The sequence below is a fragment of the Streptomyces sp. DvalAA-43 genome (assembly GCF_900091725.1).
GTDB lineage: Bacteria > Actinomycetota > Actinomycetes > Streptomycetales > Streptomycetaceae > Streptomyces > Streptomyces pulveraceus.
Genome location: NZ_FMBW01000071.1, coordinates 544,378 through 559,870 on the forward strand (window position 1 = coordinate 544,378; position 15,493 = coordinate 559,870).

Sequence of the window (15,493 nt, forward strand, 5' to 3'; positions counted from 1 at the left end):
TCCGGGCCGTACACGCGCCGACGCTCAGCCCGTCGCCACGGTCAGCGGTGCATAGCGACGGGTCCAGTCGCCCGGCAGGTCCGAGGTCCCGAGCGTCATTACCGTGGTCGCGGAGCCGAGCCGCAGACCGCACTTCTCGAACCAGTCGAGCAGCTCGGTGTGGCGTGCGTCGATGTCCGCGCGCAGGGGCAGATCCGTCGCCTCCGCGAGAGAGGCGACGAGTGCCTGAGCCGTGGCGGTGTCGCGCGCGATCAGCGGGCCGACCACATGCGTCCGTTCGCTCGGCCAGGCCGCCGCATAGCCGATGAGCTCTCCCTCGGCCCGTGCGACCCGGATGTGGTCGGCGTACGCGGGCAGCCGGGCGAGGAGGTGGGTGCGGTCGGCACCGAAGACGTCCGAGTCCAGCCGGACCATGGCGTGCAGGTCCTCCGCCGTGGCCGGGCGGACGGTCACGCCGTCGAGGCTCTCGCCGGTCGGCCGGAAGAAGCCGGTGATCCGCTGCGAGCGGCCCACGACCGAGAAGCCGAGCTGCTCGTAGAGCGGTTGCCCGGCGGCTGTCGCGTAGAGGCTGATCGGAATGGATCCGCACTCGGCGATCACACGGTTCATCAGATGCCGGGCGACCCCCTGCCGCGCGTACCGCTCCGCGACGAGCAGCATGCCGAGGGCGTTCAGCCGTGGGCCATAGGTGGTCACCACACAGCTGGCCATCAACCCCTTGCCCCCGGGGTCGTCCACGCCGTAGCCGGTTCCGGCGGCGAGGAGCAGGCGCCACCTGTGCTCATCCCGTGGCCAGCCACGGTCCTCGCAGAGGTCGGCGCAGGCGACCAGGTCACCCGGGGTGAGGCGCCGAACGGGCGGTTCGGCGATCGGACGGGGCAGTGAGCTGGGCATGGAGGTCAGGCTGTACGACCCGGTGTTCGTACGTCCACTCTTTTACCGGAGGCGGATTTATCGGAGGTGGATTTACCGGAGGCGGATGGGCGGCGCAGCCGTCGGCCGCGCCGGGTCGGCCCCCAGGGCTTCAGTACCGATATCGCGGTGATGAAGAGGTACGTCGCCGTCGCCACCGACGGAGCGATCACCAGGTCGATATCGACGGTGCCACGGGCAGCGGCCTCGTCGATGCCGGGCCGCAGGGAGAAGACGGACAGTGCCACGGTGATCAGGGTGAGCCAGAACTTCGTCCAGACCCAACGGTGCCTGGCCAGCCCCCATGGTGTCCCGAGCGCCAGAACGAGGCCGCTGAACAGTGAGAACAGGGAGACCGGTACGACCAGCCAGTCCCCGAAGATCTTCATGGCACGGGTGGCGGCCCCTGCGGTGGCGGGGTCCGCGGTGGAGAGGGCCGCGATGGCGAGCGCCAGCAGTCCTACGGTCAGTCCCAGCCAGCTCACGGATACCGCGACATGGGCCACCAGGAGGCTGCGGCGGGCGGAGCGTTTGAGTGGTTTCACGTGAAACACGGTGCCGGGTGCTGAGCGATCGGGCGTCCGACAGCGGGAGTAATCGCGCGTACTGGCCTCGGCGTACAGCACGCGTTCCTCAAGGCGCTCGTCGGGGATGTCGCGGAGCGCGGCGACCGGCGTCCCGTGGAGGTCTCCCACGGGGCACGCAGTGATCACGACCTGTACGGCATTCCGGCCCTCCCCGAGCGGCGGAGGTCAGCCCAGGTCGGGTGCGTGCATCGCGCGTACGCCCTCGATATTGCCGTCCAGGTAGTGCCGCAGCGACAGCGGCACCAGATGGACGGCGGCGATCCCCATCCGGCTGAACGGCACCCGCACGATGTCGTACTCCCCGCACGGATCGTCGATCTCGGGGCCGTGCCTCCGGGACGGGTCCATCGACTCCAGTCGGCAGACGAAGAAGTGCTGGACCTTCACGCCCTTCACCCCGCCGCCCTCGATGTGCTCCACGGTGTCGACGAAACAGGGGACCACATCGGTGATCTTGGCGCCGAGCTCCTCGTCCACCTCGCGGTGCAGGGCATCGACCACGGTCGCGTCCTCGGGTTCGACCCCGCCGCCGGGTGTGAGCCAGTAGGGATCCACCCCGGGCTTGGTGCGCTTGATGAGGATCAGGTCGTTGCCGTCGAGCAGGATGGCGCGTGCGGTGCGCTTGACCACAGGACGTTCGGTCATGGCAAGAGAGTGGCCCGCGGAACCTGTTCTGAAACACCGGACCGGTGCCGGGCCGTCCTGCGCTCACCAGTCGGCGGCAGCGCGCAGCAGCCACTCGTGCGCCCGCGCGATGTGGGGCAGCGCGAGTGTGCCGGTCCGCGCCACCAGGAAGTAGGTGCGCAGAGGGGGCACGGGAGGGTCCAGGAGGGCCACGACCTCGCCTCGCTCCAGTGCCCTCTCGCACAGATAGCGGGGCAGCACGGTGAGCCCGGCGCCCGCCGCGGCGCACTCCAGGACCGCCCGGAGGTCCGGCACGATGACGGCCCCCGCGACGGCAGGCCGGCTCTCGAAGACGGCGGCCCAGTAGCGGGAGACGAGCGGCAGACTCTCGTGGACCTCCACCACTGGCAGCTGGTCCAGCACCACGGGCCCCTTGCGCCGCAGGGCTCCGGGCCCGAGACGCGCGGCCCAGCGCGGCGCGGCTACCAGGACGTGTTCCTCGTCGCAGAGCGGAGTCGCGGTCAGCAGCCCGCCGCGCGGCCGGGCCGTCGCGATGGCCAGATCATGGTGTCCGGCGGCCAGCCCCTCCAGCGCCTCCTCGGCCCCGGCGAAGAAGGAACTGCGCAGAGCCAGCCCCTGGCCGACGAGCGGGGTGAGTGCGGGCAGGGCACGCACCGAGGTGAACTCGGGCGGCCCGGCCAGATGCAGGCTCCGTACGCCCGACTCCTCGCCGAGCTCCGTCTCGGCGATCTCGACCAGCGCGTCGAGATGGGGCGCCGCCCGGTGCGCGAGTTCGTCGCCGATGGTCGTCGGGGTCACGCCACGGGCCCTGCGCACGAAGAGCGGGCGGCCCAGCTGCCGCTCCAGGGTCCGGATCTGCGAGGTGACCGCGGGCTGGGAGAGCCCGAGCAGGGCGGCGGCCCTGGTGAAGGAACCGGCCCGGTGCACCGTGACGAAGGTGCGCAGCAGGGCCAGGTCCATGTCCTGCCCTCCCACCGCCGTGATGCTTCGGACCCGTACAACTATAAATATGTCGATAGGTCTCTGTCGCTAGGGTGATTGGACACTGACGGAGAGTCAACTAGCCTTGTTCGGGCGGTTCCTCGTAGGGGAGCCGGGGCGGTCCGAGCCACGAGGGGGGAGGCTCGGACCGTCCGTGCCCGGTGGTCAGTTCCCGCCCTGCGCCGCGTCCAGCGCCCGTTCCACATCCGCCACCAGGTCCGCCGGGTCCTCCGCGCCGACCGAGAAGCGGATGAAGCCCTCGGGCACGGCGTCACCGCCCCAGCGCCCCCGGCGCTCGGCGGTGGAGCGCACACCGCCGAAGCTCGTCGCGTCGTCGACCAGCCGCAGCCCGGCCAGGAAACGCTCGGCCCGTTCGCGGTCGGGCAGGACGAACGACACCACGGAGCCGAAGCGCCGCATCTGCCGCACGGCCAGGGGATACGAGGGGTCGGTGGGCAGCCCCGGATACCGCAGCCCGGTGATCTCCGGCCGTCCGCCGAGTGCCTCCGCCAGCGTCAGGGCGGTGGCGCACTGCCGGTCGATCCGCAGCTCCAGCGTGGCCAGCGACCGATGCGCGAGCCAGGCCTCCATGGGGCCCGGAATGGCGCCGACCACCTTGCGCCAGCGCCGTACAGCCGCCGCCAGCTCCGGATCGCGGCAGGTCACATGGCCGAGCAGGATGTCGCCGTGCCCCGTCATGCCCTTGGTGTCGCTGGCCACCGAGAAGTCGGCCCCCAGCTCCAGGGGGCGCTGGCCGAGCGGTGTGGCGAGCGTGTTGTCGACGGCCACCAGAGTGCCGGCCGAGTGCGCCGCCTCGACGAGCCTGCGTACGTCGCAGACATCGAGCCCCGGGTTGGACGGCGTCTCGATCCACAGCAGTCTGGCGCCTTCGAGGACCGCCAGCTGGGCATCGCCGCCGGTCGGCGCGGTCCGCACCTCGACGCCGTACGCCTCCAGCTGCTCGCGCACCAGCGGCAGGGCCTGATAGCCGTCGTCGGGCAGCACGACCACATCGCCGGTGCGTGCCTGGGACAGCAGCACGGCCGAGATCGCCGCCATCCCGGAGGCGAAGACGGTGGTCTCGACGGGCTCCCCCGGTGCCTCCAGCTCTCCTATGGCACGTTCCAGATGGGTCCAGGTGGGGTTGGTGTCCCGGCCGTAGGTGTACGGGCCGGTCGGCTCACCGGAGAGATGGAAGTGCGCGGCGAAGACCGGACCGGGCAGGGTGGGTTCGAACTGTTCCGGTTCGGGCAGCCCGGCCCGTACCGCTCTGGTTCCGTCGCCCATGGTGCTCATTCCGTTTCCTCGCTTCTCTCCGGTGTGCCACCGGTCGTGCCCGCACTGTTCCCGCAGTCGTCTCCTGTAGGCGTCGGGTCAGTCCTCGTCGGGCAGGATCACGTTCAGTGCCCACGAGACGATCGAGATGATCAGGCCGCCGAGCACGGCGGTCCAGAAGCCCTCGACATGGAAGCTCAGGTCGAACAGCCCGGCCAGCCAGGAGGTCAGCAGCAGCATGAGCGCGTTGACCACCAGCGTGATCAGCCCGAGCGTGAGGATGAAGAGCGGCAGGGTCAGCAGCTTCACGATCGGCTTGACCACGAAGTTCACCAGGCCGAAGAGCAGGGCGACCAGGATCAGCGTGAGTGCCTTGCGGCCGGTGCTGCCGCCGCTCAGCGTGATGTCCTGGATCAGCCAGATGGCCACGGCCAGCGCACCTGCGTTGGCGATCGTCTTGACTACGAAATTCTTCATGTGTCTGATCGTGGCAGACGTGATCGGTGGCGGACACCGGCAGTACAGAGGCAAGGGGCGGTCAGGCCATGAAGGCATTCAGACTGGACGAGCTGGAGGCGGAACGCGCCGCCAACGACGGCGCGTATCTGCAGTTCGTGAAGGAACGGAACATGTCGGTCGGCCTGTACGCCCTGGACGCCGGCGACCTCGACCCTCAGCAGCCGCACCAGCAGGACGAGGTCTACCTCGTCGTCAGCGGCCGTGCCTCGATCACGGTCGGCATGGAAACCACGCAGGTGGGCAGAGGAAGCGTGGTGTACGTACCGGCCGGTGTCGCCCACAAGTTCCACCACATCACCGAGGACCTGCGGGTGATGGTGGTCTTCTCCCCGCCGGAGGGCTGAGCGCCGAGTCGCCGGAGGGCTGAGCGCCGGTCCGCCGGAGTGCAGGGGTCCGGTCTCAGGGATCCCTCAGGGGTCGATCAGGGGACTTCAAGGGCCGCGGAACCTCCGCCGTCCCCCTCCGCGCCTCTAGCATCGAAGCAGGAACTCAAGGAGACGAGGTAGGGACGATGGCCGTACGGGAGATATTCACGGGGATGCCCTGGTGGGTGAAGTGGATCGCGGTGCCGGTCATCGCGATCGTCGTGTTCGGCGGGCTGATCGCCAGCGTGATCGGTTTCGTGATCGGAGTGCTCTTCAAGGTCCTGATCTTCGTGATCCTGGTCGGCGGGCTCGTCTTCGTCGTCCGCAAGTTCATGTCGTCCTCTTCGCGCGGCGACTGGTAGGACGCACGGAAGTCGGCCGGGGCGTTAGCCCAGCTGAGCTAAGCGGAAGGCGAAACGGCGCCCCTCGCGGACCCGGCCGATACAGTGGCAGTTCGCTGCCACGACCTGGGAATTAACAGTCCGTCACCACGATGACCAGTGGTTTGTACGGCGTTCGGTCTCCGGACCCCAGCCATGCGGCAGCCCGTGGGGGCGGCCCCCACAGGCGGGCTGACTACCCGTCACCATGCCTGGGGGTGACTGTTGACCACGGCATCGAGCACTGCTGCCCCGACGCTGATCGGTTCGGTGCAGCGAGCGCTGAGGCTGCTGGAGGCCGTGGTCGCCCATCGCGACGGGGCGCCCGCGAAGCAACTGGCCAGGGAGGCGGGCCTTCCCCTTCCCACGGCCTACCACCTGCTGCGCACCCTGACCCACGAGGGCTATCTGCGCCGGGAGAACGGCGTCTTCCTCATGGGGACCGCGGCCGAACGCCTGGTCGGCGAGGGAACGTTGCAGAACCGTCGCGGCAGGATGACCGAGTCGCTGGGCCGCTGGCGCGACATCATCGGCGCACCGGTGTACTGCGCCGTCTACCGCGAGGGCGAGATCGAACTCGTCGCGGTCGCCGATGCCCCCGCCACCCCCGCCGTCCACGAGTGGGCGTCCTTCCGGGAGACCGGGCATGCGCATGCGATCGGCCAGTGTCTGCTGAGCCAGCTCGACGAGAAGGCCCGCGAGGATCATCTGGACCGTCACCCTGTGCGTCCGCTGACCCGCTACTCGGTGAAGGACCGTGCCTCTCTCCTCGAACGACTGCGCTCGCTGGAACGGATGGAACCTGTCATCGAACGGCAGGAGTACGCCCTCGGCACGATCTGCGCGGCCATCCCGATCACCGCCGGATTCACCGCCGCCGCGATGGCGATTTCCGTACCCCTGGAGCAGGAAAGCCGGTTGCTCCCCGCAGTCGAACAACTACGTGGCGAAGTGGCCAACCTCTTGCGTTCGTTCGTGTTCTCTATCAGTATCTGAAAAATCACTCCTTGTGATCTGCTATCGCGTGCACCACGATGGCGTCAATAGGGCCACGGGGGATCATTCCTGGCCAGATTCATCTACTGCGGGGTTGAACGATGCGCGAGTCGGTTCAAGCTGAGGTCATGATGAGCTTCCTCGTCTCCGAGGAGCTCTCTTTCCGGATCCCGGTGGAGCTCCGGTACGAGGTCTGCGATCCATATGCGATCCGGATGACCTTCCATCTGCCCGGTGACGCCCCCGTCACCTGGGCATTCGGCCGTGAGCTGCTGCTCGACGGCCTCAACAGCCCCAGTGGTGACGGTGATGTGCACATCGAACCCACTGAGCCCGAGGGCCTTTCCGACGTACACATCCGGCTACAGGTCGGCGAGGACCGGGCCCTCTTCAGGGCCGGTACGGCACCACTTGTGGCGTTTCTCGACCGGACCGACAAGCTGGTGCCGCTCGGGCAGGAGTGCACGCTCGGTGACTTCGAGGGCAACCTGGAGGACGCCCTGGGCCGGATCCTCTCCGAGGAGCAGAACGCCGGCTGACGGAGAACGACGCCGCTGACCGGCCCACCGGTCGAACACGGTATCTGCCGAATGGGTGAATTGCTCACCTGGCGGAGACGATCAAGCCTTCGTCCTACGACGACGGCCTTTCCCGGCCCGTACGGGTGCCGAAGCCCCGGCTTCCGCGCCGAGCCCTGTGCGGTCCGCGGAGACGACCAATGCGGCGAGCACCGTCGTCACCGGTACCGAGGCGACCAGTCCGATCGAGCCGACCAGCGTGCGTACGATCTCCTCCGCCACCAGCTCGCTGTTGGCCACTGTCCCCATGCTGCTCTGCGCTACGGAGAACAGCAGCAGCAACGGCAGTGCGGCGCCCGCGTAGGCGAGCACCAGCGTATTCACGACCGAGGCGATGTGGTCGCGTCCGATTCTGATCCCTGCCCGGTAGAGCCCCCGCACGCCCAACGCCGGGTTCGCCTGGTGCAGTTCCCAGACCGCCGATGTCTGGGTGACGGTCACGTCGTCGAGGACCCCGAGCGAACCGATGATGACACCGGCCAGCAGCAGACCGCTCATGTCGATGTGCGGGTACAGGCCGTGGATGAGGCCGGTGTTGTCGTCGGTGTTTCCGGTCAGGCTCGCCCAGCCGATGAAGAGCGAACCGAGCAGTCCGATCAGCAGCAGTGAGATCAGCGTGCCGATCACCGCCACCGAGGTACGGGCGGTCAGGCCGTGGCACATGTAGAGCGCGATCAGCATGATCGCACTGGCCCCGACCACCGCGACGAGCAGCGGATTCGAGCCCTGGAGAACGGCCGGGAGGATGAACAGGGTCAGCACGGCGAACGACACCGCCAGCGCGACCAGCGCCATCACCCCGCGCATGCGGCCCACCGCGACCACGACCAGGGCGAAGACTCCGGCCAGCAGGGTCATCGGGAACTTCCGGTTCACATCCGTCACCGAATACTGCAGGTCATGGGGTGCGTCAGGGGCGTACGCCACGACCACGCCCTGACCCCGGCGCAACTGGCGGGGCGAGTCGGGCTGGACGATCTCGGTGAAGGTCCGGCCCTGGTCCTGACCGGTCGTCACCTCGATCGTGGCATGCCCGCACAGCCCCCGTCCGCCCTCCGACGGCGGTGCGGTGTCCCCGCCGATGGGCGTCTGAACCGCGTTCACGTCCTTGCAGTCCACCTTGTCGACATTCACCACCTTTCCCTGCTGGGTCTGCCGGTCGAATCCGACGCCGGTCCGCTCGTGCGGCGGCGTGCCACCCGGCCAGAGAGCCACCAGACCGACGAGAACGGCGGTGGCGAACGGGATCAGTACGGCCGCGATGACCTTGCGCAGATGTGTGGAGACGGGTGCGGCAGGGCCATGGCTGTGCGAGTGACCGTGGTGCTGGTCCTGAGGCCGGCTCTGCGGTTCGTGGGTGATATGGGGGGACGTCACCGGCCGATCATCGCAAGAAGGGACGGGCCCTCTGTTCATCACGCCGGACGGGGCGCTAGCGTGGAGGAACCTTTGCACACGCGGGAGCTCGGAGCACCGGGCTGAGAGGGCGCTGACATCCGTACGTCCGTACGGGACGGGCTGCGCCGACCGCCGAACCTGTTACCGGGTAATGCCGGCGTAGGGAGTAGGTCTCATGACCACAGCGGACGCACGCACGCCTGCCTCGAACCAGAGCGACGAGGCCGGGAAGTCCATCGGCTGGCACAAGGGGTACGTCCAGGGCTCGCGCCCGGACCTCCAGGTGCCGGTCCGTCAGGTGCACCTCACCAACGGCAAGGACGTGACGCTGTACGACACGTCGGGGCCGTACACCGATCCCACCGTCGAGACCGATGTCCGCCGCGGTCTCGCACCGCTGCGGGAGAACTGGATCATCGCCCGCGGCGACACCGAGGAGTATCCCGGCCGCCCCGCCCGCCCCGAGGACGACGGGCTCAAGCACACCTCGCCGCGCGGCGGGCTGCGCAACCTCGACGCGGTCTTCCCCGGCCGCCCGCGACTGCCGCGCCGCAGCCGGGACGGACAGCCGGTGACCCAGCTCGCGTACGCCCGCCAGGGGGAGATCACCCCGGAGATGGAGTACGTGGCGATCCGGGAGAACGTCGGGCCCGAGGTGGTGCGCGAGGAGATCGCGGCCGGGCGGGCCGTGCTGCCGGCCAACGTCAACCACCCCGAGATCGAACCGATGATCATCGGCAAGCGGTTCCTGGTGAAGGTCAATGCCAACATCGGCAACTCCGCGGTGACGTCCTCCATCGAGGAGGAGGTGGAAAAGATGACGTGGGCGACGCGCTGGGGCGCCGATACCGTCATGGATCTGTCCACCGGCCGCAACATTCACACCACCCGTGAGTGGGTTCTCCGTAATTCACCCGTTCCGATCGGAACCGTCCCCCTCTACCAGGCGCTCGAAAAGGTCGACGGCCGGGCGGAGGAGCTGACTTGGGAGATCTACAAGGACACCGTGATCGAACAGGCCGAGCAGGGCGTCGACTACATGACGGTGCACGCCGGCGTGCGCCTGCCGTACGTACCGCTCACGGCCCGCCGCAAGACCGGCATCGTCTCCCGGGGTGGCTCGATCATGGCGGCGTGGTGCCTCGCGCACCACAAGGAGTCCTTCCTGTACGAGCACTTCGAGGAGCTCTGCGAGATCCTCGCGACCTACGACGTCACGTACTCGCTGGGGGACGGGCTGCGTCCCGGTTCGATCGCCGACGCCAATGACGAGGCGCAGTTCGCCGAACTGCGCACGCTCGGCGAGCTGAACTCGGTGGCCAAGAGGTTCGGCGTCCAGACCATGATCGAGGGGCCGGGCCATGTCCCGATGCACAAGATCAAGGAGAACATCGACCTTCAGCAGGAGATCTGCGAGGAGGCGCCGTTCTACACGCTCGGCCCGCTGACGACCGATGTCGCTCCGGCGTACGACCACATCACCTCGGGCATCGGCGCGGCGATGATCGCGTGGTGGGGGACGGCGATGCTCTGCTACGTCACGCCGAAGGAGCACCTCGGCCTGCCCAACCGGGACGATGTGAAGACCGGCGTCATCACGTACAAGATCGCGGCGCATGCGGCGGACCTCGCCAAGGGGCACCCGGGGGCGCAGGACTGGGACGACGCGCTCTCCGACGCCCGGTTCGAGTTCCGCTGGGAGGACCAGTTCAATCTGGCTCTCGACCCGGACACCGCACGGGAGTTCCACGACGAGACGCTGCCCGCCGAGCCGGCGAAGACGGCGCACTTCTGCTCGATGTGCGGCCCGAAGTTCTGCTCGATGAAGATCTCCCAGGACATCCGGCGCGAGCACGGCGGTTCGCAGACGGAGATCGAGGCGGGCATGGCGGAGAAGTCCAGGGAGTTCGCGGCGTCCGGCAACCGGGTCTATCTGCCGATCGCGGACTGACCGGAAGGAGAAGCCGCCCCGGAGGCTCTCGTCTCCGGGGCGACCGCTCCTCCCGTCCGACGGACACGGCTTCCGTTGCCCTGCCGGTGTGCGGACTCGGTCAGTCCAGTTCGTGTTCGGGGCCGCCGAAGTCGGGGCTGGTGAAGTCCGGCGAGGTGAACGTCGGGCGGGGGCCCGCCGCCGGGCCGTCGTCCGGGCTGGAGAAGTCCGGCCGGCTGTAGCCGATCTTCGGGATGCGGTTCGCCGAGCGGAGCGGTGTGCGCGAGGCGCGTCCGGCCTCGGGATCGGCGAGCGCGTCCCGCAGGAACGGCAGGATGCCGCGCTCCAGCAGGGCGTGGCGCCATGCCTCCCTGGCCCGTGCCACGTCCTCCGGCAGCTCTTCCTCGTCGTCCTCGACGGGCTGGGGCGTCGATCCGTTGCGCAGTGCGGTGGCGAGCAGCCCGACGGCGGCGACCAGGATCGCGGCGGCCGTGACCACCGCGAAGAACCAGCCCGCGGAGACCATGGTGGAGGCGAACGACGGTGCCGGGTCGAGCAGCTTCAGCAAGTAGCCGGCCAGCAGGAATATGAACGCCGCGGTACCGGCGAGCACGGGCGCCAGGACCGTGACGACGGCGCCCACGCCGGCGCCCGACCGGTGCGGACGATCGGGCGCGGACCCGGGGGTCGCGTCCTGGTCCTCCCCTTCGGCGGGGCTGCGCAGTTCCTCGCGGGCCCGCACATAGTGCTGGTACTCGGTGGCGGCCGTGGAGGTGATCAGTTCCGTGGCGTCCAGCGCCATGGTGCGCAACTGCACGGCGTTGAGCCGCTCGCCGACCCCGGCCAGATCCGGCCGTTCATGGGCATGGCGCAGTGCGTCGTCGAGGATCCGTTCGTACTCGGGCCGGTCCTCGGCCAGCAGGTGCGGAGCGCTGTTCATGTGCATCCCCCGATGCTCCGTTTGGCCTGAATGCCCGCTCGGCGCGGGCAGTTGGGCGGAAACGGAGGAGAGCCTGCGACTGGTACGCCGATGGTAGAGCGCCCACGGCACGGGGTGACAGGGGGTTTCCGGAAATAGGCCCAGCGGTCGGCGTGGTCAGGTCGTGGATGCGTCTGCCCAGGGAAACGTCAGTCATGCAGGGGCAGTTGGACGACCAGTAGCTTTCCGGCCATGGTCACTCCGCCGTCCATGGCGATGGCGAGCCCGTCCGCGTACACGTGCGGACCTTCGACCACGGGGCCGGAGCTGTCCTCGCCGTCCTCCGAACCGACCTCTCCGAGGAGGTACGGAATGGGGCTGTGACCATGGACGATGCGCTGTCCGCCGTAGGCCGACATCAGCTCCCGGACCGCCTGCGGACCCGACTCGTCACGGAAGGCGAACCGTTTGGTGAGCTTCCGGAAGAGGTCCCAGCACTCATCGGCGTCGTTGCGCGTGAGGATGGCGTGCACGGTGTCGTTGACGTCCTCGATGGTGGTGCCGTATTCGAGGTACGCCGTCGTGTCGGAGTGCATCAGCAGATGCCCGTCCTCCTCGACGACCGCGTCGAGCCGGGACATCCACTGGAGGTGGACGTCCTGAAGCCGCTCCATGTCGTTCTTCTGGCCGCCGTTGAGCAGCCAGGCGGCCTGGAACGTGGCTGTACCCGCACCGGAGTTGACCGGGGTGTCACTGAACCGCTTGGCGCCGAGGAGCAGCAGTTCGTGATTGCCCATCAGGGCCTTGCAGTAGCCGCCGGCGGCCGCGGCCTCGGCGGACAGACGCATCACGAGGTCGATGACGCCGATGCCGTCGGGGCCCCGGTCCGTGAAGTCGCCGAGGAACCAGAGCCGGGCGTTGCCCGCCGCCCATGTGCCGTCGGCGTCGATGAGGCCCTGCTCGGCGAGGGCGGTGTGGAGCTCGTCCAGATAGCCGTGGACGTCGCCGACGACGTACAGCGGTCCGAGCCCCTGGTCCGGGACGGGCCGGGGGTCGGGGACGGCCGTCACCTCCAGGGTGTCGCCGCGGTTGATCACGGGAAGATCGCGCGCGGTGGGGGTGTACCCCTCCGGCGGCTCGCCGCCGGGCACGGCGTTGCCCGGATGGGGTGGTGATGGCGGCACCGGGTTCTGTGCATAGGGCGGTACGCGGAAGTCGCGCAACGTCGCAGTCCGCACCACGGGTTCCTGACCGGCCCCCTGTGTCATCGACCCCTCCACCACCGTCGCGCCGCCGTACACCTGACGGGCCCTGCTGGTCGGGGCGGTCCGCGGTGTCGTGCGCCCATCATAGGAATGCGGATCGTGCTCTGTGACGCACCAGGGGTGGTGAATCCGGACGCACGTCGGGTTCACCGGCCGATTGGTCCGAAATCACCTGATCAATCCCCTGCCGGGGAGCGGGGTGCGCTGACCGTGGTGCGGGGTGGACGGCGTTGCGAGGAGGTCCGCACGATGAGTTCGGTCGGTATGACCTGCTCGACCGGTCCGTCGTGGGTCACTCCCTCGATCGCGTCGATCAGGAGCTGGACGACCGCCGTGCCGATCCTGCGCGGCTTGAGCGAGAGGGTGGTGATGGGGGGCTCGGTCGTCGCGTACACGGTGGACTCGCTGCAGCAGACCAGCAGCAGGTCCTCGGGGACGCGCAGACCGTACCGGCGGGCCGCCGCCAGCAGGTCGGTGCCGTTGGGGTCGAAGAGCCCGTAGACGGCGTCGGGCCGGTCCGGGCGGGCGAGCAGCCGGTCGGCGGCCACCGCGCCCGCACACGGGTCGTGGGCGGGGTACGACTCGTACACCGGGTCCTGGCCCACGCGCTCGCACCAGTGGAGGTACGCGGTGGTGGAGAGGCGGGTGTACGTGTCGGTGGTGGTGCCGGTGAGCAGGCCGATGCGGCGGGCTCCGGCGGCGGCGAGATGGTCGAGCAGATCGAGTACGGCGGCCCGGTGGTCGTTGTCGACCCAGGCGGTGACCGGGAGGGTGCCGGCCGGGCGTCCGTCCGAGACGACGGGCAGCCCCTGGCGTACGAGCTCCGTGACGACCGGGTCCTGGTCGGAGGGGTCGATCACGACCGTGCCGTCGAGGGCGACGTTCGACCAGACGTCATGGCGTGAGGTGGCGGGCAGGATGACGAGGGCGTATCCGCGGGCGAGCGCGGCGGAGGTGGCCGCTCTGGCCATCTCCGCGAAGTACGCGAATTCGGTGAAGGTGAAGGGTTCGTCCCCGTAGGTCGTCACGGTCAGGCCGATGAGGCCGGACTTGCCGGTACGGAGGGTTCGGGCCGCGGCGGAAGGGCGGTAGCCCAGGCGCTCTGCGACCTCGCGGACATGGCGGCGGGTGGCGTCCGGGAGCCTGCCCTTGCCGTTGAGCGCGTCGGAGACGGTCGTGATGGAGACCCCGGCGGCGGCGGCCACGTCCCGGATTCCCGCTCGTCCCTGCCGGCCGCCGCGCCGGGGTGTGTCCGTCCGGCTCACCTGGTGCTTCCCTGCTGCTGTCATGGCGAGCCGATAGTAGGGCGCGCGAGGGCGGTTGGCCCGGTCGCATATTCACTCGTTGACAGGTACGTTTTTGCATGATCATCAAAGGTCTAATGCCTTGTAAAGCAAGGGAGTTCAGGGGCTTGGCCGATGTGTGTCACGTGCCGAAGTCGATGGGCCTGCTAAATGGCCGATGTCTCGAAGAGGTCTCATCTCACCTCTTCGAGGGATGCGCGCCACGGCGTGAGCCACCGGCGCGCGCCGGTGGGAAGAGCGCTCCCCCCATTCCTGGTCGCACCGGACGATTGGACGGCTCCGGCCATTCGCAGCGGCGCCCAATCCTCATAAGGTGAGCAGTATTGATGTGTACGGACGGTCGAGGAGGACCTGCGGTGAGCGAGACGAGCCCCAAGCTGCGCGCCGAGCTGGACGGCGTTCCCGCCTATGTACCGGGCAAGCCGGCCGCCGCCGGCGGACCGGTCGCGTTCAAGCTGTCCTCCAACGAGAATCCGTATCCGCCGCTGCCCGGAGTGATGGAGTCCGCCCTGGCCGCGGCCGCGAACTTCAACCGCTACCCGGACATGGCCTGCACCGGCCTGATGAACGAGCTGGCCGACCGTTTCGGTGTGCCCCTCTCGCACCTCGCCACCGGCACCGGCTCGGTCGGTGTGGCACAGCAACTGCTCCAGGCCACGTCGGGGCCGGGCGACGAGGTCATCTACGCCTGGCGCTCCTTCGAGGCGTACCCGATCATCACGCAGGTCAGCGGTGCGACCTCGGTGAAGGTCCCGCTGAACGAGGGTGAGGTGCACGATCTCGACGCGATGGCGGACGCGATCACGGACCGCACCCGGATGATCTTCGTCTGCAATCCGAACAACCCGACCGGCACCGTGGTGCGCCGGGCCGAGCTGGAGCGGTTCCTGGACCGGGTGCCGGGCGATGTCCTGGTGGTGCTCGACGAGGCGTACCGGGAGTTCATCCGTGACGTCGAGGTGCCGGACGGCATCGAGATCTACCGGGACCGGCCCAATGTGGCGGTGCTGCGGACCTTCTCCAAGGCGTACGGCCTGGCGGGTCTGCGGGTCGGTTTCGCCGTGGCCCACGAGCCGGTGGCGGCCGCGCTGCGCAAGACGGCGGTGCCCTTCGGCGTCAGCCAGCTCGCGCAGGACGCGGCGGTCGCCTCGCTGCGGGCCGAGGATGAACTCCTGGGGCGGGTGGGCTCGTTGGTGTCCGAGCGTCAGCGGGTGCAGCGGGCGCTGGCGGGACAGGGGTGGACCGTGCCGGACTCCCAGGCCAATTTCGTCTGGATCCGGCTCGGGGACCGTACCGCCGACTTCGCCGCGGCCTGTGAGCGGGCCGGGGTGGTGGTCCGGCCGTTCGCGGGCGAGGGCGTGCGGGTCTCGATCGGTGAGGACGAGGCGAACGACCTGTTCCTGAAGGTGGCGGAGGCCTACCGCAAGGAGCTGTAGAGC

At 69.0% G+C, this 15,493-nt stretch carries 16 protein-coding genes and 1 riboswitch; of the genes, 6 read left to right on the plus strand and 10 right to left on the minus strand.

The genetic code is table 11. The features are described 5' to 3' along the window. Positions 1-24: 24 nt before the first annotated feature. The 6 genes from GA0115234_RS30740 to GA0115234_RS30765 all read right to left on the minus strand — a co-directional run bounded on the left by GA0115234_RS30740 (position 25) and on the right by GA0115234_RS30765 (position 4,877). Positions 25-894: a GNAT family N-acetyltransferase gene (locus GA0115234_RS30740; protein ID WP_093548172.1), complete on the minus strand. Its 870-nt coding sequence runs from the start codon at positions 892-894 to the stop codon at positions 25-27. Positions 895-899: 5 nt separating this feature from the next. Continuing rightward, a complete protein-coding gene (locus tag GA0115234_RS30745) occupies positions 900-1,457 on the minus strand; it encodes a DUF2269 domain-containing protein (protein ID WP_093548359.1) in 558 nt (185 codons plus the stop codon). Between the two features lie 207 nt (positions 1,458-1,664). Next, positions 1,665-2,144 carry an NUDIX domain-containing protein gene (locus GA0115234_RS30750; RefSeq protein ID WP_093548174.1) on the minus strand — a complete coding sequence of 160 codons (480 nt, stop codon included), beginning with the start codon at positions 2,142-2,144 and terminating at the stop codon, positions 1,665-1,667. A 63-nt stretch (positions 2,145-2,207) separates the two neighbouring features. After that, positions 2,208-3,104 (minus strand): LysR family transcriptional regulator, encoded by an 897-nt coding sequence (locus GA0115234_RS30755; protein WP_093548176.1) that lies wholly within the window; start codon positions 3,102-3,104, stop codon positions 2,208-2,210. Positions 3,105-3,290: 186 nt separating this feature from the next. Further along, positions 3,291-4,421, minus strand: a complete 1,131-nt coding sequence (locus GA0115234_RS30760; protein ID WP_093548177.1) for a cystathionine gamma-lyase — start codon at positions 4,419-4,421, stop codon at positions 3,291-3,293. Positions 4,422-4,499: 78 nt separating this feature from the next. Further along, on the minus strand, positions 4,500-4,877 hold the full coding sequence (locus GA0115234_RS30765; protein WP_093548179.1) for a phage holin family protein: 378 nt from the start codon (positions 4,875-4,877) through the stop codon (positions 4,500-4,502). 68 nt (positions 4,878-4,945) lie between these two features. On the opposite strand from GA0115234_RS30765, the gene GA0115234_RS30770 reads away from it, so the two are divergent. From GA0115234_RS30770 to GA0115234_RS30785, 4 genes are all read left to right on the plus strand, one after another. Further along, on the plus strand, positions 4,946-5,263 hold the full coding sequence (locus GA0115234_RS30770) for a cupin domain-containing protein (RefSeq protein WP_093548181.1): 318 nt from the start codon (positions 4,946-4,948) through the stop codon (positions 5,261-5,263). A 167-nt stretch (positions 5,264-5,430) separates the two neighbouring features. Further along, positions 5,431-5,646, plus strand: coding sequence for a DUF5326 family protein (locus GA0115234_RS30775; RefSeq protein WP_093548182.1), 216 nt, complete (start codon positions 5,431-5,433; stop codon positions 5,644-5,646). A 243-nt stretch (positions 5,647-5,889) separates the two neighbouring features. Beyond that, positions 5,890-6,660, plus strand: coding sequence for an IclR family transcriptional regulator (locus GA0115234_RS30780; RefSeq protein WP_093548184.1), 771 nt, complete (start codon positions 5,890-5,892; stop codon positions 6,658-6,660). Positions 6,661-6,761: 101 nt separating this feature from the next. Beyond that, positions 6,762-7,199 carry an SsgA family sporulation/cell division regulator gene (locus GA0115234_RS30785; RefSeq protein ID WP_093548186.1) on the plus strand — a complete coding sequence of 146 codons (438 nt, stop codon included), beginning with the start codon at positions 6,762-6,764 and terminating at the stop codon, positions 7,197-7,199. Positions 7,200-7,280: 81 nt separating this feature from the next. Here the strand turns inward: GA0115234_RS30785 and GA0115234_RS30790 are convergent, their stop codons facing one another. Next, entirely contained in the window at positions 7,281-8,615 is a 1,335-nt protein-coding gene (locus GA0115234_RS30790; RefSeq protein WP_370804610.1) for a YibE/F family protein, read from the minus strand. A gap of 70 nt (positions 8,616-8,685) precedes the next feature. After that, a riboswitch (TPP riboswitch) is annotated at positions 8,686-8,819 on the plus strand. Here GA0115234_RS30790 and thiC point away from each other — a divergent pair. Continuing rightward, positions 8,812-10,587 carry a phosphomethylpyrimidine synthase ThiC gene (thiC, locus tag GA0115234_RS30795; RefSeq protein WP_093548190.1) on the plus strand — a complete coding sequence of 592 codons (1,776 nt, stop codon included), beginning with the start codon at positions 8,812-8,814 and terminating at the stop codon, positions 10,585-10,587. (Overlaps the previous riboswitch by 8 nt.) Positions 10,588-10,687: 100 nt before the next feature. Here the strand turns inward: thiC and GA0115234_RS30800 are convergent, their stop codons facing one another. The 3 genes from GA0115234_RS30800 to GA0115234_RS30810 form a co-directional block, all read right to left on the minus strand. Then, positions 10,688-11,512, minus strand: coding sequence for a hypothetical protein (locus GA0115234_RS30800; RefSeq protein ID WP_093548192.1), 825 nt, complete (start codon positions 11,510-11,512; stop codon positions 10,688-10,690). Between the two features lie 182 nt (positions 11,513-11,694). After that, positions 11,695-12,753, minus strand: coding sequence for a metallophosphoesterase (locus tag GA0115234_RS30805; protein ID WP_093548361.1), 1,059 nt, complete (start codon positions 12,751-12,753; stop codon positions 11,695-11,697). 173 nt (positions 12,754-12,926) lie between these two features. Continuing rightward, positions 12,927-14,039 carry a LacI family DNA-binding transcriptional regulator gene (locus GA0115234_RS30810; protein ID WP_093548194.1) on the minus strand — a complete coding sequence of 371 codons (1,113 nt, stop codon included), beginning with the start codon at positions 14,037-14,039 and terminating at the stop codon, positions 12,927-12,929. Between the two features lie 371 nt (positions 14,040-14,410). On the opposite strand from GA0115234_RS30810, the gene hisC reads away from it, so the two are divergent. Continuing rightward, positions 14,411-15,490, plus strand: coding sequence for a histidinol-phosphate transaminase (hisC, locus tag GA0115234_RS30815; protein WP_093548196.1), 1,080 nt, complete (start codon positions 14,411-14,413; stop codon positions 15,488-15,490). Positions 15,491-15,493 lie beyond the last annotated feature (3 nt).

Bases quoted from the DNA above. Each gene is read 5' to 3' on its own strand.
- GA0115234_RS30770 (WP_093548181.1), top strand. From the start codon at position 4,946: ATGAAGGCATTCAGACTGGACGAGCTGGAGGCGGAACGCGCCGCCAAC.
- GA0115234_RS30810 (WP_093548194.1), bottom strand. From the start codon at position 14,039: ATGACAGCAGCAGGGAAGCACCAGGTGAGCCGGACGGACACACCCCGG.
- GA0115234_RS30775 (WP_093548182.1), top strand. From the start codon at position 5,431: ATGGCCGTACGGGAGATATTCACGGGGATGCCCTGGTGGGTGAAGTGG.
- GA0115234_RS30805 (WP_093548361.1), bottom strand. From the start codon at position 12,753: ATGACACAGGGGGCCGGTCAGGAACCCGTGGTGCGGACTGCGACGTTG.
- GA0115234_RS30800 (WP_093548192.1), bottom strand. From the start codon at position 11,512: ATGCACATGAACAGCGCTCCGCACCTGCTGGCCGAGGACCGGCCCGAG.
- GA0115234_RS30785 (WP_093548186.1), top strand. From the start codon at position 6,762: ATGCGCGAGTCGGTTCAAGCTGAGGTCATGATGAGCTTCCTCGTCTCC.
- thiC (WP_093548190.1), top strand. From the start codon at position 8,812: ATGACCACAGCGGACGCACGCACGCCTGCCTCGAACCAGAGCGACGAG.
- GA0115234_RS30750 (WP_093548174.1), bottom strand. From the start codon at position 2,144: ATGACCGAACGTCCTGTGGTCAAGCGCACCGCACGCGCCATCCTGCTC.
- GA0115234_RS30765 (WP_093548179.1), bottom strand. From the start codon at position 4,877: ATGAAGAATTTCGTAGTCAAGACGATCGCCAACGCAGGTGCGCTGGCC.
- GA0115234_RS30755 (WP_093548176.1), bottom strand. From the start codon at position 3,104: ATGGACCTGGCCCTGCTGCGCACCTTCGTCACGGTGCACCGGGCCGGT.
- GA0115234_RS30760 (WP_093548177.1), bottom strand. From the start codon at position 4,421: ATGAGCACCATGGGCGACGGAACCAGAGCGGTACGGGCCGGGCTGCCC.
- GA0115234_RS30740 (WP_093548172.1), bottom strand. From the start codon at position 894: ATGCCCAGCTCACTGCCCCGTCCGATCGCCGAACCGCCCGTTCGGCGC.